Below are 19,964 nucleotides of genomic sequence, written 5' to 3'. Positions count from 1 at the left end.
TTGCGATGTTCAGGTCCGATGCACCAGCGGATGGCGAGCAACACAGGGTTCTGTGTTGCTTAAGAGATCACCTATTTACGATCCCCACCCCTCGCGCACCGCCCGCCGAATCCCTTCCAGCAGCATCGCGAACGCCGGGTTGTCGTTGTTCTCGCGCCAGATCAGATGCAGCTCGCTTTGCACCCCTTCGCCCAGGTCGATATCGCGAAACACGACGTTCTTGAACACCACGCTGGTGGCACAGCGGGGCACCAGGGCCAGGCCCATGGCGGCGTTGACCAGGGCGAGGATGGTCAGGGACGATCCGAGCCACTGAACGTAATCCGGCGCAACGCGGGCCGAGCGCAGCATACCGGTCAGCAGCTCGTTGAACGGCGGGTAGGCGGCGTGGGAGTACATCAGGAACGGCTGGCCGTCGAGGTCCTTGACCGACACGCTGGCGGCCGTGGCCAGTGGATGAGTACTCGGTACCGCCAGTACAAAGGGTTCGCGCACCAGGCATTCGGTGGAATAACCAGGCTCCAGCAACGGCGCGCGGGCGATGCCCAGGTCAATGCGGCGGGCGCGCAGGGCTTCGTGTTGCTGGTAGGTGTTCATTTCCGACAGGTCGATTTTGACGTGGGGCTGCGTCAGTCGCGCCTCGGCGATGACCTTGGGCAGGAACTCGTACACCGCGCTGCCGACGAAGCTGATATTGACCGAGCCGATATCGCCCTCGGCAAAGCGCCGGGCGGTCACCGCGGCTTGCTGGGCGCGCTCCAGCAGGTTCTGTGCCTCGATGAAGAACGCACGGCCGGCAGCGGTGAGGGCGACGCTGCGGGTACTGCGGGTGAACAGCTCGACTCCCAGGTGATGCTCCAGCAACTGAATCTGCCGGCTCAGCGGCGGTTGGGTCATGTTCAGCCGTTCGGCGGCGCGGCGAAAATTCAGTTCGGTGGCGACGGTGGTAAAGCAGCGCAGTTGCGTCAGTTCGAACATTGATCTAATCCAGGTATCAATCGAATGCCAAGTTAGATTAGACGGGATCAATGCGGGCGTCCATCATCGGCCCAGGCCTAAAAAGTCATCCCTAGAGCTTTCCCCCAAAAAGAACAATGAACGGGAGTCGCCCCTTGAAAACCCACCAGAATCCACCCGACCCGAACGTACTCGCCCGCGCGGCCGCCAAGGTCAAGCGCCACGTCCTGCCGCTGTTCGTGATCATGTTCATCGTCAACTACATCGACCGGGTCAACATCGGCTTCGTGCGCAGCCACATGGAAACCGACCTGGGCATTGGCGCTGCCGCCTATGGCCTGGGTGCCGGGCTGTTTTTCATTGGCTACGCCATTTTCGAAGTACCGTCCAACCTGCTGCTGCAGCGCTACGGCGCCCGCGCCTGGCTGACGCGGATCATGTTCACCTGGGGCGCCGCCGCGATGGCGATGGCCTTCGTGCAGGGTGAAACCAGCTTCTATGTGTTGCGCTTTATCCTCGGCGCCGCTGAAGCCGGCTTCTTTCCCGGCATCATTTACTACTTCACCCAATGGCTGCCATCGACCGAACGCGGCAAGGCCATGGCGATTTTCCTCAGTGGCTCGGCCATCGCTTCGGTGATTTCCGGCCCGGTGTCCGGCGCGCTGCTGCACATCGACGGCTTGAGCCTGCACGGCTGGCAGTGGATGTTCCTGATCGAGGGCTTTGCCTCCATCGCCCTCTGCGGTTTTGTCTGGTTCTGGCTGCAATCCCATCCACGGGAAGCCAAGTGGCTCAGCGAGGAAGAAAAGACCGCGCTGATCACAGCCATTGATCTGGAGCAGCAGGCCCGCGATGCCACGCATACGGTCAAGCCGTCGATGTTCAAGTTGCTGGCCGACAAACAGATCGCGCTGTTCTGCTTTATTTACTTCTCCATCGCCCTGACCATTTACGGCGCCACGTTCTGGTTGCCGAGCATGATCAAGAAGATGGGCAACCTCGGTGACTTCCAGGTCGGCCTGTTCAACTCGATTCCGTGGATCATCTCCATCGTCGCGATGTACGGCTTCGCCGCCATGGCCAGCAAATGGAAGTATCAGCAGGCCTGGGTCGCGGTGACGCTGGTGATCGCCTCGTTCGGCATGTTCATGTCCACCACCGGTGGCCCGGTCTTCGCTTTCGTCGCCATCTGTTTTGCCGCGATCGGCTTCAAGGCGGCCTCGGCATTGTTCTGGCCGATCCCGCAAGGCTATCTGGACGCTCGCATCGCCGCGGCGGTGATCGCCCTGATCAACTCCATCGGCAACCTCGGCGGCTTCGTCGCCCCGACCGCGTTCGGCATCCTGGAACAGACCACCGGTTCCATCGAGGGCGGCCTGTATGGTCTGGCCGCTACATCACTGGTCGCGGCGGTGGTGATCTTCTTCGCCCGCACCGCACCGCGCGGCAACATCCTGAACTCGCCGGCCGAAGACGCCACCGCAAAAAAGCCGGTCAGTCATCAAGCCCTGAAATCTGATCCAACGGGAGCAGCCTCTTGAAAATCACACGAGTCACCGTCACCCCCATCGCCTTCCGTGATCCGCCGTTGCTCAACGCCAGCGGCATTCATGAACCCTTCGCGCTGCGCTCGATCATCGAGATCGAAAGCGACAATGGCTACATCGGCCTGGGTGAAAGCTACGGCGACGCTCCTGCACTGGCGATCCAGCAGCAACTGCAAAGCCAACTGATCGGCCTGGACCCGTTCAACCTCAATCAACTGCGCGCGATTGTCCAGGCCACGGTGGCGGCGAACAAACCGGCGAGCCTGGCCGGCGCGGAACTGGCGCCCGGGTCCCACGCCAGCAAAGCGGTGAGCAATGCCTACTCGGCGTTCGAAGTGGCGTTTCTGGACCTGCAGGCGCACTCCCTGAACGTGCCCTTGGTGGACTTGCTGGGCGGGGCGATCCGCGACGAGATTCCATTCAGCGCTTATCTATTCTTCAAGTACGCGCAGCACGTCGATTCACCCTACAAGCCCGACAGTTGGGGCGAGGCGCTGAACGAGGAGCAGATCGTTGCCCAGGCGCGTCGGATGATCGAGGCCTACGGCTTCAAGAGCATCAAACTCAAGGCCGGCACGCTGCCGCCGGAGCATGAAGTGTCGTGCATCAAGGCCTTGAAGAAGGCGTTTCCCGGCTATCCGCTGCGCATCGACCCGAACGGTAACTGGTCGCTGGAAACATCGATTCGCATGGCCGAACTGCTTGGCGATGACCTGCAGTACTACGAAGACCCGACGCCGGGCCTGGACGGCATGGCCGAGCTGCACAAACGCACCGGGCTGCCGCTGGCGACCAACATGGTGGTCACCGACTTCGATGAGTTCCGCCGCAGCGTGGCGCAGAACAGTGTGCAGATCGTCCTCGCCGACCACCACTACTGGGGCGGCCTGCGCGACACCCAGGCACTGGCGAAAATGTGCGAGACCTTCGGGCTTGGCGTGTCCATGCATTCGAACTCGCACCTGGGCATCAGCCTGATGGCCATGGCCCATGTCGCCGCCTCGGTGCCGAACCTCGATTACGCCTGCGACACCCACTATCCATGGCAGGAACCGGATGAAGAGGTGATCAAGGGCGGCAAGCTGCCGATCGTCGACGGCTGCGTAAAAATCACCCGGGCACCGGGGCTGGGCCTGGAGCTGGACCATGATCAATTGGGCAAGCTGCATGACCAGTACCTGACGTGCGGGATTCGTCAGCGCGATGATGTGAAGCAGATGCAGCGTTACAAGCCGGACTGGAAAGCGGTGAAACCACGGTTCTGATTGCAGGGTTTTGATGGGCATGTAGCAACCTTTGGTCCGGGAAGCGTGGTCGCGCTTGCCCGGACTTTTTTTACCTGGCGAACTGCTTTTTGTGGGTGACCAGGATTTGCCGGGCTTATCTCGACCTTGTGGGAGCTGGCTTGCCAGCGATGGCGGCCTCGAGATCGCTATCGCTGGCAAGCCAGCTCCCACAGGTCCGTGTTTTCCTTTCGCCTTACAATCCATCTTTCAGGGCTTTGAGGTATTCAGGGCTGTCGCTGATGGAATTGTGCCCCGTCCCCGTAATCACCTGCAGCGTCGCTATGCCCTCAGGAAAATGGCTGAAGAGCCGCCGGGTACTGGCAACGGGAATCACTTCGTCATGCTCGGCAGCGATCAGCCGTGTCGGTATCGTGATGTGTTTGGCATAGCGCCAGGACTCGAATTTATCCTGCAACAGCCACTGCACCGGAAACCAGCGGAACTGGCGGACAGCGAGCTCCTCCAGGCTGTTGTAAGGCGTGATCAACAGCAATTTCGTCGCCGGGCGAGAACCGGCCAGGCGAATGGCCACGCCCGAACCCAGGCTGCGCCCGACCACGGCAATCTGCGGGTGGTCGGCGTAGACCTTGTCGAACAAGGCCATGGCGTCGCGGGCAATGGTTTCTTCGGAGGGCGAGCCGCTGCTGCCGCCGTAGCCCCGGTAATGCATGAAATACAGGGCATGCTCAGGAAAGGCCTGGGCGAATTCCGGCAGGCTGCGCGAAACGTCCTCGGCGTTGCCACCGAAGTAAATCAGCGCTTTGGGACCCACATGCGGCCTGGTCGAAACCAGTATCTGCGCGTCGTCGACGGGCAATGTGAGCAGCGTCGCGGCTGAGTCGACGGCGCGGGGTTGCGGGTAGTAGATGAGCGCGCGCTGAAACACGAACAGCGCAGCGCAAAGCGCCAGGTACAACGCTGCGAGGATGACGACGAGTAACATCAGGGTCCGGGACATTCGGCTAACGTTAGTGGGCGGCATTGACGGCTCCGGGGTGCTGTCAGAGTGTAGCTGGCGGTAAAGGAGGGCACCGATGCCCGATATTCCTCAATGGCTCAACGTACGGCCATCCGAACGATCGGCCCTGTGGCTGGGGTTCGCCTTCCATTTCTGCGTACTCGCCAGCTATTACCTGGTGCGTCCATTGCGCGATGCGCTGGGGCTTGAAGGCGGCGCCGACCAGTTGCAGTGGCTGTTCACCGCCACTTTCGTGGTCATGTTGCTGATGGTGCCCGTGTTCGGCGCATTGGCGTCGCGTCTGCCGGCCACGCGGTTCGTGCCGCTGATCTATCGGGTGATCGCCGTGTCGATGCTGGTGTTTGGCCTGTTGATCGCCAACCGCGTCGCGTCGGTGACGGTCGGGCGGGTGTTTTTTGTCTGGATCAGCATCTACAACCTGTTCATTGTCTCGATTTTCTGGAGCGTGCTGGTCGACCGCTTTTCCAGCGAGCAAGGGCGGCGGCTGTTCGGTTGCATCGCAGCGGGCGGCACCCTCGGCACGTTTGTCGGGCCGTTGCTGGCGGCGACCATGGCCACTCGTCTGGGGCCGATGGCTTTGACCGTCGCGGCGGCGTTGTTGCTGGAAATCGCCGTGCGCTGCTATCGGGCACTGCTGTCGCGCACGCAGTCGCAGTCCGGTAATCGGCTAATCGACGAACGGCGCATGGGCGGCAGCATGCTCGCCGGTATCACCCTGATTCTGCGCTCTCCCTACCTGTTGGGGCTGGTGCTGTTCATGCTGCTGCACACCAGTGCCGCGACCTTCTTGTATTTCGAGCAGGGACGGATTGTCGCTGGCAGCTACGCTGATACTGGCAGCAGGACGCAATTCTTCGCCGTAGTGGATCTGATCGTGTCGGCGTTGACCTTGACGTTCCAGCTGCTGCTGACGGCGCCGTTGATCCGCCTGGTGGGCATTGGCGGGGCGTTGGTTGCCTTGCCGATGGCGACGATCGTGGCGTTCGCCGCCATGGCGCTGGCACCGGTGCCGGCCACCGTGGCGCTGGCCCAGGGCCTGCGCCGCGCGGTGGAGTTCGCCATCGTGCGCCCGGCGCGGGAGGTGTTGTGGACGGTGGTGAGCCGCGAGGAGAAGTACAAGGCCAAGAATGTGATCGAGACCCTGGTCTATCGCGGTGGCGATGCCGCCAGTGGCTGGTTGTCCGCCGGTTTGACGGCGCTGGGCACGGGGTTCGGTCTGGTGGCGGTGGTGATCGTGCCATTTGCCGGGTTGTGGGGCTGGTTGTGCCTGTGGCTGGCCAGGCAGCAGGCACGACGCGCCGAACCTGCACCACGGGAGAGGGACATGTCATGAGCCATGCGGATGGTTTCACCCGCAGGAGACTACTCACGCTGGCTGCCGGTGTTTCGGCGGTCTTCACGCTCGGTCCGGCGGTTGCGCAAACCGTGCTGTCGACGGGAACAGGAGGCAAAACCATGCAGACCCGCGCCATTCCTTCCAGCAACGAGCCACTGCCCATCGTCGGGTTGGGCACCTATCGCGGGTTTGATGTCTCGCCCCAGGATCAGGCCTACAGGCAATTGCCCGGGGTGCTGCGTGCGTTGTTCGAGAAGGGCGGGACGGTGATCGACAGCTCGCCGATGTACGGTCGCGCCGAAGAGAACACGGGCGAACTGCTGTCGATCCACGAGCCGCGCTCGCCGGCGTTTCTGGCGACCAAGGTGTGGACCCGGGGCCGCGAGGAAGGCATCGCGCAGATGGAACAGTCGTTCAAGCTGTTGCAGACCGACCGTATCGACCTGATGCAGATCCACAATCTGCTGGACTGGCAAACCCATCTGCCGACCTTGCGGCAATGGAAGGAACAAGGGCGCATCCGCTACATCGGCATCACCCATTACACCTCGTCGGCGTATGAGGAAGTGGAAGCGGTACTCCGAGCCGAGCCACTGGATTTCCTGCAAATCAACTATGCCCTGGACGATCGCGGCGTCGAGAAGCGCCTCCTGCCGCTGTGCCGCGAGCGCGGCGTGGCGGTGATCTGCAACCGACCGTTCGGTGGCGGCGGGCTGATCGGCCGCCTGCAAGGCAAACCGCTACCCGGTTGGGCCGCACAAGTCGGGGTAAAGAGCTGGCCGCAACTGGCGCTCAAATTCATCCTGTCGCATTCGGCGGTGACGTGCGTCATCCCCGGCACCGGCAATCCGCGCTACATGACGGAAAACGCCGGAGCGGGCTTCGGTCCGATGCTCACCGATGCGCAGCGTCATCAGTTGATTGCGCTGGTGGAGTAGCTGTTGAGGCAAGGGGTTACACAGTGAGTGCCGTGGTTTTCAGCGTGCCTTGGAACCTCTCCTATACTGTTTTGCGTCAACCGATTCCCCATGCCGCTGGAGCAGCGTCAGAGCTTCCGACGGCGCCCCTGTCCACTACTGCAAGGAGATCAATCATGGCAATCCGTATTGGCGACGAAGCACCGGATTTCACCGCTGAAACCACTGAAGGCAAGATCAACTTTCACGAGTGGATCGGCGACAAGTGGGCCATTCTGTTTTCCCATCCGAAGGACTTTACCCCTGTCTGCACCACCGAGCTGGGTTACCTGGCCAAGCTCAAGCCTGAGTTCGACAAGCGCAACACCAAGATCCTCGGCCTGAGCATCGACCCGGTCAGCGATCACGAAAAGTGGGTCGGTGACATCGAGGAGACCCAGGGCAATGCGGTCAACTACCCGCTGATCGGCGATGAAAACCTGGTGGTGGCCAAGCTCTACGACATGATTCACCCCAATGCCAGCGGCGGTTCGCGCACGGCCGTGGACAACGCCACGGTGCGTTCGGTGTTCCTTGTCGGGCCGGACAAGAAGATCAAGGCGATGCTGATCTACCCGATGAGCGCCGGGCGTAATTTCGATGAAGTGCTGCGGTTGCTCGATTCGCTGCAACTCAATGCCAAGCACACCGTGGCGACCCCGGTGAACTGGCGTCCGGGGGAAGATGTGATCATCCCGACGTCGGTGTCCGACGAGGATGCGAAGAAGAAATACCCGGATGGCTTCAAGACCCTCAAGCCTTACTTGCGGACGGTCGCACAGCCGAAATAACCGTCAACTTCAAATCGCCTTCGCGAGCAGGCTCGCTCCCACAGCGGTTCTTCATCGGACATATATTCAGCGTCCACTGAAGATCCACTGTGGGAGCGAGCCTGCTCGCGAAGAGGTCCTCCAGTTACACCAGATATTTTCTAAACCACCCCAACGTCCGTTCCCACGCCAGTTTCGCCGCCGCCTCATCATAACGCGGCGTGGAGTCATTGTGAAAGCCGTGGTTGGCGCCCGGGTAGATATGCGCTTCGTACGTCTTGCCCCCGGCCTTCAACGCCTGTTCATAAGCGGGCCAGCCTTCGTTGATCCGCGTATCCAGTTCACCGTAATGCAGCATCACCGGCGCCTTGATCCGCGGGACATCCTTGGCCTCCGGCTGGCGGCCATAAAACGACACCGCGGCACCCAACTCCGGATAGGCCACCGCCGCCGCATTGGTGACGCCACCGCCGTAGCAGAAACCGGTAATGCCGACCTTGCCGCTGCCGGCGTCGTGTTTCATCAGCCATTCCACGGCGGCGAAAAAGTCGTTCATGAGTTTTTCCGGATCGATTTTGGCCTGCAATTCCTTGCCCTTTTCGTCGTTGCCGGGATAACCGCCGACCGAGCTTAATCCGTCGGGGGCCAGGGCGATGAATCCGGCCTTGGCCACACGCCGGGCGACGTCCTCGATGTAGGGGTTGAGTCCACGGTTTTCATGCACGACCACCACCGACGCGACCTTGCCAGTGGCTTTGGCCGGGCGCACCAGATAGCCGCGAACCTGGCCGTGACCCTTGGGGGAGGGGAAGGTGATGTATTCGGCGAGGATGTCCGGGTCGGTGAACTCGACCTGCTCGGCGAGGGCGTAATTGGGGCTCAGGGAAGCCAGCAGCGCACTGGCCGTCAAGCCGCCAAAAGTGAAGAGCGCCGCCCGGTCAAGAAACTCGCGCCGGTTGATCAGGCCATGGGCGTAGTAGTCGTAGAGTTCCAGCAATTCGGGGGCAAAGTCTTTCGCAGTGAGACGGGGCATCTGTGCGCTTCCTCTTCTTCGACTGGTTGAATGCAGTCCCTTGTGTTTATTTCAGGCACTGCGCCCCGGCTTTCGCCACCTGCGCATCCTGCTCGGCCTTGACCCCGGACACCCCGACCGCGCCGACCACCTGGCCATCGACGATGATCGGCACGCCGCCTTCCAGCGAAGTCAGCAATGGCGCCGACAGGAAAGCCATGCGTCCACCATTGACCATGTCTTCATAGCCCTTGGACTCGCGGCGGCCCAGGGCGGAAGTCCGTGCCTTTTCGGTAGCGATGTAGGCGCTGATGGGCGCGGCGCCGTCGAGGCGTTCGAGGGCCAGGGGATGGCCGCCGTCATCGACGACCACGATGGTCACCGGCCATTGGTTGGTTTGCGCTTCGGTCCGCGCCGCAGCGAGGATCTGGCCGATTTCAGTCTGGCTCAACACGGCTTTGCTTTTCATGAGCATCTCCAGGGTTCGGTTACGGCAAGGCGGCCTCGACCACTTCGATCCAGTGCCTCACCGGCGTGCGGCCCGCGCCGTCGAGGTGGGACTGACAGCCGATGTTTGCGGTGACAATGACCTCAGGGTAGCCGCTTTCCAGTGCATTCATCTTGTTGTCGCGCAGTTGTCGGGACAGTTCCGGCTGAGTCAGCGAATAGGTGCCCGCCGAGCCACAGCACAAGTGTCCGTCGGGCACGAAGGTCAGGTTGAAGCCCAGGCGTTCGAGTACCGCTTCAACGGCGCCACCGAGTTTTTGCGCGTGCTGCAGGGTGCAGGGGCAATGGAAGGCCAGGCGTTGGGCACTGTGTATGCCGAGTTTCTCCAGCGGCTCATCACGCAACACCTCGACCAGGTCCCTGGCCAGCGCGCTGACCCTCTTGGCCTTGTCGGCATAGGCCGGATCGCGTTCGAGTAAATGGCCATAGTCCTTGATAAAGGCGCCGCAACCGCTGGCGGTCTGCACGATGGCCTCGACGCCTTCTTTTTCGATCATGGGCCACCAGGCGTTGATGTTATGGCGGGCGCGGTCAAGGCCGGCTTCCTGGGCGTCCAGGTGATAATCCACGGCACCGCAGCAGCCGGCCTCGCGGCTCGGGGTGACGCTGATGCCGAGTCGATCCAGCACCCTGGCCGCGGCCACATTGGTATTAGGCGACAGGCCCGGTTGTACGCAACCTTCGAGCATCAATACCTGCCGCGCATGGCGCGTGGTGGGGCGTGGCTTACTCAGCGTCGCACTGCGCGGCAGTTTGCTTTGCAGGGCGTCGGGCAGCAGCGCGCGGAACACCTGGCCGCTGTTGACCAGACTTTTGAACAGATCCGGATGTGGCACGACCTTGCGCAAACCCTCACGCAACAAGCGCTGGCCGATCGGACGCGGCACCGCCGCATCGACAACCGCGCGGCCGATGTCCAGCAGGTTGTGGTAGTCGACACCCGACGGACAGGTGGTTTCGCAGTTTCGGCACGACAGGCAACGGTCCAGGTGTTGCTGGGTCTTTTGCGTGACCTCGTTGCCTTCCAGCACCTGTTTGATCAGGTAAATGCGTCCGCGCGGGCCATCCAGTTCATCGCCGAGCAATTGATAGGTCGGGCAGGTGGCGTTGCAGAAACCGCAATGCACACAGGTGCGCAGGATGCTGTCGGCCTCTTCGGCGCGGGGTAGGCGGCGGGCTTTTTCGCTCAAGGTGGTCTGCATGATTCAAAGCTCCGCGTACAGGCGACCGGGGTTGAATATGCCCCGGGGATCGAGTTGCTGCTTCAGGCTCTGGTGGTAGCGCATCAGGGCGGCGGGCAACGGCTGGAACGGGCTGTCGATCAGGCCATGGCTGTAGCAGGTCACATGTCCGCCGACTTCTTCGACGACTTTGCGAATGAAGGGTGCTTGGGCGTCGGATTTCAGCCATCGCTGGGCGCCACCCCAGTCGATCAGTTGTCGGCCGGGGAGAGACAGTTTTGGCGTGTTGTTGGGTAACGATAGACGCCAGAGTGGCTGGTCTTCATCGAAGAAGCTCAAGCGCTGTTCGTTGAGATCGGCCCAATAAGAATCCGCCAGCAACTCGCCACCCAAGCGGTCATGGGCCGCCGCCACCGAGCCTTCGCCACCCTCGAGCCGCAGATGCAGGCGCTCACCGTCATGGCACGCGGCACTGAGCGGCAAGGGTTGCTGGCCCCATTGCGCGAGATTCAACAGGGCGCGCTCGCTGTTTATTTCCAGGCTGATGCTCAAGGCTCGCCGGGGCTTGGGCAGGACTTTGAGCGAGACTTCCGTGATCAGGCCCAGGGTGCCGTAACTGCCGGCCATCAACCGCGACAGGTCATAGCCGGCGACGTTCTTCATCACCTCGCCGCCGAAACGCAGATGCTTGCCGAGACCTGTGATCACCCGTGTGCCCAGAACGAAATCCCTGACCGAACCCGACCACGGGCGACGCGGCCCTGACAGGCCGCAGGCAATCATGCCGCCGACAGTGGCGCCGTCACCGAAAGAAGGCGGTTCGCAGGGCAGCATCTGATGCGCGGCGTCCAGTACTTGCATCAGTTCCGCCAATGGCGTGCCGCAGCGCACGGTAATCACCAGCTCGGTCGGGTCATAGCTGACAATGCCCCGGTGGGAACGGGTGTCGAGTATTTCACCGGCACCGATGCGTCCGAGGAATGCCTTGCTGTTGGAGCCTTGTATGCGTAATGGCGTGGCGTTTTCCAGCGCCTGGTTGATCTGCTCCAGCAGTGCTTTGCTGTCATCGTTGCCACCTGTACCGTACATCAGAAACGCTCCAGGTCAGGGAAGGGCAGTTGCCCGGCATGAATGTGCATCGCGCCGAACTCGGCGCAGCGGTGCAGGGTCGGAATGTTCTTGCCGGGGTTGAGCAGGCCGCTCGGATCGAAGGCCGCCTTGACCCCGTGGAACAGCGTCAGCTCATCGCTGTTGAACTGCGCGCACATCTGATTGATCTTCTCGCGGCCCACGCCGTGTTCCCCGGTGATGCTGCCGCCGACCTTCACACACAACTCCAGTATTTTGCCGCCCAGGTTTTCGGCGCGCTCCAGTTCCCCCTGCGTATTGGCATCGAACAGAATCAGCGGATGCATGTTGCCATCACCGGCGTGGAACACGTTGGCCACCCGCAAGCCATATTCGGCCGACAGTTCGGCGATGGCTTTCAGAACACCAGGCAACTCGCGCCGGGGGATGGTGCCATCCATGCAGTAATAGTCCGGCGACAAGCGGCCCACCGCCGGAAAGGCGTTCTTGCGCCCGGCCCAGAAACGCACGCGTTCAGCCTCGTCTTTGGCCAGGCGCACTTCGGTGGCGCCGGCCTGCTCGAGTACCTGGCGCACACGCTCGCAATCATCGCGGACATCGGCTTCGACGCCATCGAGTTCACAGAGCAGAATGGCCTCGGCGTCGACGGGATAACCGGCGTGGATAAAGTCCTCGGCGGCGCGGATGGCCAGGTTGTCCATCATCTCAAGGCCTCCCGGGATGATGCCGGCGGCGATGATGTCGCCGACGGCGCGTCCGGCTTTTTCCACGGAATCGAACGCTGCCAGCAGGACCTTGGCGGACTGTGGTTTGGGCAGCAGTTTGACCGTCACTTCGGTGATCACCCCGAGCATGCCCTCGGAACCGGTGAACAGCGCGAGCAGGTCCAGGCCCGGGGAATCGAGGGCGTTCGAGCCCAGGCTCAGGTATTCGCCGTCGACGGTGAGGATGTCGACCTTGAGTACGTTGTGTACGGTCAGCCCGTACTTCAGGCAATGCACGCCGCCCGCATTTTCGGCGACGTTGCCGCCGATTGAGCAGGCGATCTGCGACGATGGGTCTGGCGCGTAGTAGAGACCGTACTGCGCGGCGGCCTGGGAAATCGCCAGGTTGCGCACCCCCGGCTGGACCCGCGCCGTGCGGGCGGCGGGGTCGATGTGCAGTATCTGGTTGAAGCGCGCCATCACCAGCAGCACGCCTTTTTCCAGGGGCAAGGCGCCGCCGGACAAACCGGTGCCCGCCCCCCGGGCAACCACCGGCACCTGCATTTCATGGCAGAGCTTGAGTACGCCCTGAACCTGCGCAATGTCGCGTGGCAACACCACCAGCATCGGCGTGGTGCGGTAGGCCGAGAGTCCGTCGCATTCGTACGGCTTGAGTTCTTCCTGCTGATGCAGGATTTCCAGCTCGGGCATCCGCGTTTGCAGGGCTTGCAATAGCGCGTTTTTGTCGACGTCAGGCAGGGCGCCGTCAACGCGTTCATCGTAAAGAATGTTCATCGGCGATCGACACTCGTTTTGTCGTCATGTGAGGTCTGTTTCCGGAAACCAATTCCTGGCATTGGCCTGCAGCGTATGGCTGTCCATGCCTTGTTTGTCTGCGTGAAGAGACTCTTATTCAATAAGTCTTGCTTGGAAATGCGGATGCGCAAGGTTGTATGGAAAACACTGTGGGGGCGAGCCGGCTCCGGGCGGCGTTCCGACGAATGCGGTGGAACATCAAGCATCCCAGTGCCTGACACACCACCATCGCGAGCCGGCTCGCTCCCACAGTTGAACAGTGTCGCGTACCTATCGACTCAATGCCCACCCACCACCATAAGGCTGAACGGCGTCACATAAGCCTGCAACGTCACCAGTCCGCCGACCAGGATCGCCAGAATGATCGAATGGAAGAACACATAACGCAGGATTTCCCCTTCGTGCCCGTACCAGCGGGTGGCGGTGGAGGCGACCACGATGGATTGGGCGTCGACCATCTTGCCCATGACCCCGCCGGAGCTGTTGGCGGCGGCCATCAACACCGGGCTGAGTCCCAATTGCTCGGCGGTGACTTTCTGCAATCCGCCGAACAACACGTTGGAGGCCGTGTCCGAGCCGGTCAGGGCCACGCCGAGCCAGCCGAGCAGGGTGCCGAACATCGGGTAGAAAATCCCCGTCGCGGCAAACGCCAGGCCCATGGTCGCGTCCAGCCCCGAATAGCGTGTGAGGAAGCCGAGGGCGAGCATGGCGACAATGGTGATCAATGAATAGCGCACGACCCAGATGGTTCGCAGGTATTGGTGGATCAATTGCGGAATGGAATAGCCCATCAGCAAACCGCCGAGGATGGCCGACAGCAGGATGCCGGTGCCGGTGCTGGTGAACCAGGTGAATTTGTAGATCGCTTCCTCCGTTTTAGCCGTAGGCACTACCGGCGGAACCTTCTCGATTTGTTGGTGAATGCTGGCGAAAGTCACGGTCGGGGCGAAGATCGGGTTGGCTTCGCGCAGCGGTTTGCCTTGGGGATCAAGCTTGGCCGAGCTGGTGGCCGGGTCGATCGCCGGGCGGGTGTCGAACATGTTCTTGAAGTTCTGGGTGCCCCAGGCAAATACGAAGACGGTGAGGATGATCCAGGGCATCCAGGCGCGCATGACCGCAGGTTTGGCCTCGTTGGCAAAGGCTGCGCTGGCGATGGGTTGTTCATCATGTTCTTCGGCAATCTTGGAATCGTCCACCCGCCCGGACAACGCGGCGGAGGTGTGCACGGTGGCCGGTTTCCAGACCTTGAGGAAACCGGTCAGGCAGGCCATGGAAATCAGCGCGGCGATCACGTCCACCAGCATCGGCCCGTGATAGTTGGAAACGACGAACTGCGGGATGGCGAAACTGACTCCGGTGACGATGATCGCGGGCCAGATTTCCACCATCTTGCGCCAACCGGCGAAAGCCCAGATCAACCAGAACGGCACAATCACAGAGAAGAACGGCAGTTGCCGTCCGACCATCATCGACAGTTCCATTTCATCCAGCCCGGTGACCTTGGCCAGGGTGATGATCGGCGTACCCAGCGCGCCGAACGCCACCGGCGCGGTATTGGCGATCAGCGCCAGGCCCGAGGCGGCCAGTGGTGAAAAGCCCAGCCCGATCAGGATCGCCCCGGTCACCGCCACCGGTGTACCGAACCCGGCGGCGCCCTCGAAAAAGGCGCCGAAGCAGAAGGCGATCAACAGCAGTTGCAGGCGACGATCATCGGTGATTCGTGCCAGGGAGTCCTGCAGCACTTTGAACGAGCCGTTCTCGGTGGTCAGCCGGTGCAGAAAGATGATGTTCAATACAATCCAGCCGATCGGCAACAGACCGTTGGCGGCGCCGTACAGCGCCGCGGAACCGGCCATGTTGGCGGGCATGCCGAAGGCGAAGATGGCGATCACCAGCGCCGAGGCCAGGGCGAGCAATGCCGCCAGATGCGCCTTGACATGGAAGAACGCCAGGGCTGCGAGCATCACCACCACGGGAATGGCGGCCATCAAGGTTGAGATGAGCGGGTTGTTGAACGGATCGTAGATTTGCTGCCAGACCATGTTCCACCTCTGCTTCTTATTGTTGGAAATGCAGACCCCTGGGGGGAGGTGGCTTGTAGTATAGGTGGCATTACGCCGCTGTCAGGTTGAGGCGCCAGCACCCTGAATCAGCGCATTTCAGGGGCTGAGCTAGCATTGCCTATAGGGTCCGAATCCAGCAAGGGGAGGAAAAACGCAATGACTGAGCGACATCTGGAACACAAGGAGACACTGTCGAACGGATGCAGCATCAGGGTCAAAGCCGAAATATTGAAAGACGGTTCGTTGGGCATGTTCATCGGTGTCTACTGGCCCGATGGTTCGGTCATCGATGAGAACCACGATCCCAAGCCCCATATGCTGGACATGGAAGCGGCGATGGATTGGGGGATTGATATTGCCAAGGGGATTGGCAATAGCCAGCGGACTTTGTGAACCGGCACGGTTAAATGTGGGAGCGAGCAAGCCCGCTCCCACATTAGATATTGTTCCGACAGTGAACGTGAGTTGTCAGATAGCGGGTCTGTTTACCGAAGCACCGGAACGCTCGGCAGGCTTGGCCACAGGCTTGGAAAACTTCCACGCATCTCCCGCCGGCGCCGTGCCCTTGTCGTACGGCTTGCCCAGCAGCATGTAGACCAGACCCGCGCCCATCACCACCAGGGTGGTCAGGATCATCGAGTAGTTGACGTACCAGGGTGCATCCGGCGAACGCGGCCAGACCATGTTGACGATGGCGCACACGCCATAGATCAGCGCAGCCAGGTTGACCCACAGGCCCCAGGCACCGAGGGTAAACTGGCCGTTCGGGCGCCAGCCCTTGGCGCGGGCGATCAGCGCAGCGACCACGATCAACTGGAAGGCCACGTAAATACCAATCGCCGCGAAGCCGACGATGGTCGCCACGGCATCGGCCATGAACATGCCCAGGCAAACAATCGCCGCCGGTACCAGACCGCTCACCAGCAGTGCGAACGACGGCACATGGTTGGCCGACAGGCGCTTGAACAGCGAGCTGCCGACGATCATTTCGTCACGGGCGTAAGCGAACAGCAATCGGCTGGCAGCCGCTTGCAGGCTCAGCACGCAGGAAATGAAGGAGACCATCACCACCGCCATCACCAGGCGCGAACCCACCGGACCGAACGCGTTGGCGAGAATGGTGGCCACCGGGTCGGTGTCTTCGCCGGCCAACACCTTGGCCATGTCCGGCACCGAAAGGATCAATGCCAGGCAAGCGAACATCGCCGCCGCACCGCCGATGTAAATGGTCATGCGCATGGCTTTGGGAATGCGCTTGCCCGGGTTCGGGGTTTCTTCGGCGACATCGCCGCAGGCCTCGAAACCGTAGTACTGGAACAGACCGGCCAGGGACGCGGCGAGGAACGCCGGCAGGTACGAGCCGTTGACCTCGAGGTTGAAGGTATCGAACAGCACGCTGATCGGCTGATGGCGTTCAAAGACCAGCAGGTAGCCGCCGACCAGAATCGCTCCGACCAGCTCGCACAGAAAGCCGAACATCGCCACCCGCGCCAGCAATTTGGTGCCCACCAGATTCAACGCGGTGGACAGCAGGATGATCGCCAGGGCGATGTAGATATTGGCTTCGGGGCCGGGGTTGAAGCCCATCATGATCGCCAGGTACGGGCCGGCACCCACCGCGACCCCGGCGATGGTGGCGCACAGGGCCCAGGCATACACCCAGCCGACCATCCACGCCCAACGCTTGCCCACCAGTCGGCGGGCCCAGGGGTAGACACCTCCGGAAATCGGGAACTGCGAAACCACTTCACCGAAAATCAGGCACACCAGCATCTGCCCGGCGCCGATCAGCAGGTATGACCAGAACATCGGCGGGCCGCCGGCGGCCAGGCACAGGCCGAACAGGGTGTAGACGCCGACTACCGGCGAGAGGTAAGTAAAGCCCAGGGAAAAGTTCTCCCACAGGCTCATGCTGCGATTGAAATCCGAGCTGTAGCCCAGGGCGCGGAGTTGTTCCGCATCCTGATCGGCGCCAGCGCTTGCACGCGTGTTGGATGAGCCACTCATGTTATTTCCTCTTTATCAAATGGCAGTGGTTTGGTACTGACGGGTTAGTGTGGCGAGCGAGCTCGCCACAGAAGAACTATCGGGATTCAAGCCTGTTTTTTGCTGTCGCTATCGCGCCCATCGTCGTACTGCGACAGCCACTCCACCGCTGCATCGCGATAGCGGCTGAACCCTTTGTAATCCACCAGTTGCTGATTCAAATCCCGCAGCACGCGGTGCATTCGCCGGGCCCAGGCCGGATTGGTGGCGATGTCTTCGAGGCTGAGCAGGTAGGTGCGGATCGGGAAGACAATGGCGTTGCTGCGCGGCAGGCGGTGCAGTGGCTGCAACTCGATGCGCAGGTACACCAGCTTGCCAGCGTTCTCTGCGGTGACGATGGTGCGGTCCGGTGCCCATTCCGGCAGGCTCTCGGCGGAGACTTCCAGGCGCGGGTTGACCGTCAGTGACCAGTTCAGGCGACGTACCGGATGGCCGGTACGCAGGCGCAGCAGGAACTTCAGCGCGCGGTCGAGCATGCCGATTTCCTTCACCAGCGGCACCGGGCCGTGGAACTCTTCCCAGCTCATGCCGAGGTTGAAACGCAGCGAATAGTCGGCGCGCTGAGTGGCAATGCCGGCGCCCCAGTACAGCGTGCCGTCGCGTTCTTCCTGCAAAACCCAGTCGCCCTGGGCCTGGCGCGTCACGTATTCCATTGGCTCATAGGGCAGCGTCGCCGGGTCGCCGAAGGTGAAGCGATCGTCGATGTCCAGCAAGCGGTTGGTCCAGTGCCATTGGCGCCCGTCACGCTCCAGGCTGAAATACTGCGGATAGTCCCGGGCATAGGACTCCATGATCAGCTCCAGCAGGTCCCACTGCGCCTCCATCATGTGTGGCGCCGAGACATAGTGCATGCCCGGGTCTTTCTCCAGGGTGATGGCACGGTCGCGACATTCGCTGATGTAGTGCTCATCGATATCGAATGCCGCTCGGAACGCCCCGTCACCCACCGAGACATGGGGCTCGAGGTTCATCGAGTACATGTAGTCGTCATCAGGGAACGGGAAGGGCGCGCGGGCGATGGTTTCCGGGCTATTGGTGAAGGTGTAGTCGTCGCGGTAGGTTTCGTCGGGGTTGAATTTGATATTCATGGTTTTTGTTTTCCGTCGATCAGAGGTCGATGACCAGGCGATTGCACTTGGCGCGGGATACGCAGGGCATGATTTTCTTGCGGGCGATTTTGTCCTCGTCGGACAGCCAGTCATCGCTGTGCAGCAGTTCACCGTCGAGTTCCAGCACCTCGGTTTCGCAGTGACCACAGGCGCCGCCGCGGCACAGGTAAGGCATGCTGTAGCCAGCTGCTTCCACGGCTTCGAGCATGGTTTGGTCGGGTGAAACCTCGATAGTCGCGCCGCTGCGGCCGAGGGTGAAACTGAAGGCTTCACCGCCGTTGCTTTGCTCCAGGAAACGCTCGAAGTGCACGTGGCTGTCGGTCCAGCCCAGGTCGCGGGCACAGGCCAGGGTGGCGTCGATCATGCTGTCCGGGCCGCAGGCATAGACGTGGCTGCCCAGTGGGCGATCAGCGAGGACTCGACCAATGTCCATCCGGGCTTCGATGCCCTTGCGGTACAGGTGAACCTGCTCGCCGTAGGTGGCCTGCAATTCTTTACCCAATTGCGCATGTTCTTCGCCGCGCACCGCGTAATGCAGTTCGAAAGGCACTTTGCTCAGGCGCAATTCTTCCAGTTGCGAAATCACCGGGGTGATGCCGACGCCGCCGGCGATGAACAGATGCAGGCGCGCCTGTTTGATCAGCGGGAACAGGTTCACTGGTGGCGTGACTTCAATCAGGTCGCCCTCGTTGACGGTGTCATGCAGCGCCATCGAGCCGCCGCGACCGCTGTCCACCCGGCGTACGGCAATCTGGTAACTGCTGGTGTCGTAGGGCGAACTCAACAGGGAGTAAGGGTTGCGCAATGTGTTGCTGGCGTTGGCGATCAGCACCACCACGTGACTGCCACCGGAGAAGGCAGGCAGGTGCGCACCGGTCGGCGAGACCAGGGTGAAGCGCTTGATTTCCGGGGTCACCGCTTCGATGCGGGCCACCCGCAGATTCAACGTCCCATTGTTCTGGCTCATGTGTCGAGCTCCTCGGCTGGGGGCAATTCGCCCGGTACTTCGGCGTCGGCCTTGACCGCCTGAAACGCCGCCAGGCGCCGGGAATAGTGGTCGCGTACCACCAGCGTCAGGCCGCAGCCGGGGCAGTCGTAGACGCGTTGGGTGACGTTTTCGGTGTAGGTGTCGCAGTGCACGCACCACACCCGGCGCACCAGGGTGCCGGAGTGTTCGCGCAGGACTTCGTCGCGGTTGAGGTCGAAATGCGTGGCCACTTGCATGGCGGTGCCGAGGAAGCTTTCGGAACCGGCGAGGTAGAGGCGGGTGCCCATGCGGGCATCGGCCAGCCGCCTCTTGAGCGCGTCAATCAACGCCTGATTGGTCTGCAATACCTGCAATGGCAGGCCCGGGTGTTCCTGTTGCAATTGCGCGTGGAAGTCCTGGCCGGAAAAGGACTCTTGGGAGTACAGCAAGGTGATGGGCCGATCCAGTCCTGCCAGCTCACTCAATAGGCGCAACATTGCACGACCGCCACTGCCTTGCCCGGCAACGATGTGTTGTCTGCCGCCCGGCAGCGGTTGCAACCGGTCATAGACCGGCCGGCTTTTGATCCCGGTGATCAACATTTTTATTATTTCTCCTGGCTAGCGAGTCCCACGATGG

The 19,964-nt window shown here is 61.7% G+C and carries 18 protein-coding genes; 6 read left to right on the top strand and 12 right to left on the bottom strand.

From position 1 onward, the window contains the following. Positions 1-75: 75 nt before the first annotated feature. Complete coding sequence (locus FFS64_RS09540; protein WP_137805160.1) at positions 76-978, bottom strand: LysR substrate-binding domain-containing protein; 903 nt, start codon at positions 976-978, stop codon at positions 76-78. Between the two features lie 134 nt (positions 979-1,112). Here FFS64_RS09540 and FFS64_RS09535 point away from each other — a divergent pair, with 134 nt between their 5' ends. Together FFS64_RS09535 and FFS64_RS09530 are read left to right on the top strand one after the other, a co-directional pair. Beyond that, the gene (locus FFS64_RS09535) at positions 1,113-2,498 is read left to right on the top strand and encodes an MFS transporter (protein ID WP_137805159.1); all 1,386 of its coding nucleotides are present in this window, start codon (positions 1,113-1,115) and stop codon (positions 2,496-2,498) included. Next, positions 2,495-3,769: a glucarate dehydratase family protein gene (locus FFS64_RS09530; RefSeq protein WP_137805158.1), complete on the top strand. Its 1,275-nt coding sequence runs from the start codon at positions 2,495-2,497 to the stop codon at positions 3,767-3,769. Before FFS64_RS09535 ends, FFS64_RS09530 begins: the two co-directional genes overlap by 4 nt. Before the next feature lie 214 nt (positions 3,770-3,983). Here the strand turns inward: FFS64_RS09530 and FFS64_RS09525 are convergent, their stop codons facing one another. Then, positions 3,984-4,772 (bottom strand): alpha/beta hydrolase, encoded by a 789-nt coding sequence (locus FFS64_RS09525; protein ID WP_137805157.1) that lies wholly within the window; start codon positions 4,770-4,772, stop codon positions 3,984-3,986. Between the two features lie 52 nt (positions 4,773-4,824). On the opposite strand from FFS64_RS09525, the gene FFS64_RS09520 reads away from it, so the two are divergent. The 3 genes from FFS64_RS09520 (at position 4,825) to FFS64_RS09510 (ending at position 7,852) form a co-directional block, all read left to right on the top strand. After that, positions 4,825-6,102: an NTP/NDP exchange transporter gene (locus tag FFS64_RS09520; RefSeq protein WP_137805156.1), complete on the top strand. Its 1,278-nt coding sequence runs from the start codon at positions 4,825-4,827 to the stop codon at positions 6,100-6,102. Further along, positions 6,099-7,043 (top strand): aldo/keto reductase, encoded by a 945-nt coding sequence (locus FFS64_RS09515; protein WP_137805155.1) that lies wholly within the window; start codon positions 6,099-6,101, stop codon positions 7,041-7,043. Before FFS64_RS09520 ends, FFS64_RS09515 begins: the two co-directional genes overlap by 4 nt. Before the next feature lie 155 nt (positions 7,044-7,198). After that, positions 7,199-7,852, top strand: coding sequence for a peroxiredoxin (locus tag FFS64_RS09510; protein WP_137805154.1), 654 nt, complete (start codon positions 7,199-7,201; stop codon positions 7,850-7,852). 124 nt (positions 7,853-7,976) lie between these two features. Here the strand turns inward: FFS64_RS09510 and yghX are convergent, their stop codons facing one another. The 6 genes from yghX to FFS64_RS09480 form a co-directional block, all read right to left on the bottom strand. Continuing rightward, positions 7,977-8,864 (bottom strand): YghX family hydrolase, encoded by an 888-nt coding sequence (gene yghX, locus FFS64_RS09505; protein ID WP_137805153.1) that lies wholly within the window; start codon positions 8,862-8,864, stop codon positions 7,977-7,979. 46 nt (positions 8,865-8,910) lie between these two features. Continuing rightward, positions 8,911-9,312, bottom strand: a complete 402-nt coding sequence (locus tag FFS64_RS09500) for a heme-binding protein (protein ID WP_137805152.1) — start codon at positions 9,310-9,312, stop codon at positions 8,911-8,913. Between the two features lie 19 nt (positions 9,313-9,331). Continuing rightward, positions 9,332-10,552, bottom strand: a complete 1,221-nt coding sequence (gene glcF / locus FFS64_RS09495) for a glycolate oxidase subunit GlcF (protein ID WP_137805151.1) — start codon at positions 10,550-10,552, stop codon at positions 9,332-9,334. 3 nt (positions 10,553-10,555) lie between these two features. Next, positions 10,556-11,620 (bottom strand): glycolate oxidase subunit GlcE, encoded by a 1,065-nt coding sequence (gene glcE / locus FFS64_RS09490; protein WP_137805150.1) that lies wholly within the window; start codon positions 11,618-11,620, stop codon positions 10,556-10,558. Then, entirely contained in the window at positions 11,620-13,119 is a 1,500-nt protein-coding gene (gene glcD, locus FFS64_RS09485) for a glycolate oxidase subunit GlcD (protein WP_137805149.1), read from the bottom strand. The genes glcE and glcD overlap by 1 nt, the downstream gene beginning before the upstream one ends. A 299-nt stretch (positions 13,120-13,418) precedes the next feature. Next, entirely contained in the window at positions 13,419-15,182 is a 1,764-nt protein-coding gene (locus tag FFS64_RS09480) for an L-lactate permease (RefSeq protein ID WP_137805148.1), read from the bottom strand. 177 nt (positions 15,183-15,359) lie between these two features. Here FFS64_RS09480 and FFS64_RS09475 point away from each other — a divergent pair, with 177 nt between their 5' ends. Next, complete coding sequence (locus tag FFS64_RS09475; protein ID WP_095195250.1) at positions 15,360-15,596, top strand: hypothetical protein; 237 nt, start codon at positions 15,360-15,362, stop codon at positions 15,594-15,596. 75 nt (positions 15,597-15,671) lie between these two features. Here the strand turns inward: FFS64_RS09475 and FFS64_RS09470 are convergent, their stop codons facing one another. The 4 genes from FFS64_RS09470 to FFS64_RS09455 all read right to left on the bottom strand — a co-directional run bounded on the left by FFS64_RS09470 (position 15,672) and on the right by FFS64_RS09455 (position 19,927). Beyond that, positions 15,672-17,210 carry an APC family permease gene (locus FFS64_RS09470; RefSeq protein ID WP_137805147.1) on the bottom strand — a complete coding sequence of 513 codons (1,539 nt, stop codon included), beginning with the start codon at positions 17,208-17,210 and terminating at the stop codon, positions 15,672-15,674. Between the two features lie 86 nt (positions 17,211-17,296). Next, the gene (locus FFS64_RS09465) at positions 17,297-18,337 is read right to left on the bottom strand and encodes a DUF3445 domain-containing protein (RefSeq protein WP_137805146.1); all 1,041 of its coding nucleotides are present in this window, start codon (positions 18,335-18,337) and stop codon (positions 17,297-17,299) included. Between the two features lie 19 nt (positions 18,338-18,356). Next, a complete protein-coding gene (locus FFS64_RS09460; RefSeq protein ID WP_137805145.1) occupies positions 18,357-19,325 on the bottom strand; it encodes a PDR/VanB family oxidoreductase in 969 nt (322 codons plus the stop codon). Continuing rightward, positions 19,322-19,927, bottom strand: a complete 606-nt coding sequence (locus FFS64_RS09455) for a dimethylamine monooxygenase subunit DmmA family protein (protein WP_137805144.1) — start codon at positions 19,925-19,927, stop codon at positions 19,322-19,324. The genes FFS64_RS09460 and FFS64_RS09455 overlap by 4 nt, the downstream gene beginning before the upstream one ends. Between the last annotated feature and the right edge of the window lie 37 nt (positions 19,928-19,964).

Origin of the sequence: Pseudomonas sp. G(2018), assembly GCF_005502415.1 — a bacterium.
Classification (GTDB): domain Bacteria; phylum Pseudomonadota; class Gammaproteobacteria; order Pseudomonadales; family Pseudomonadaceae; genus Aquipseudomonas.
This window is presented reverse-complemented; position numbering and strand designations above follow the sequence as displayed.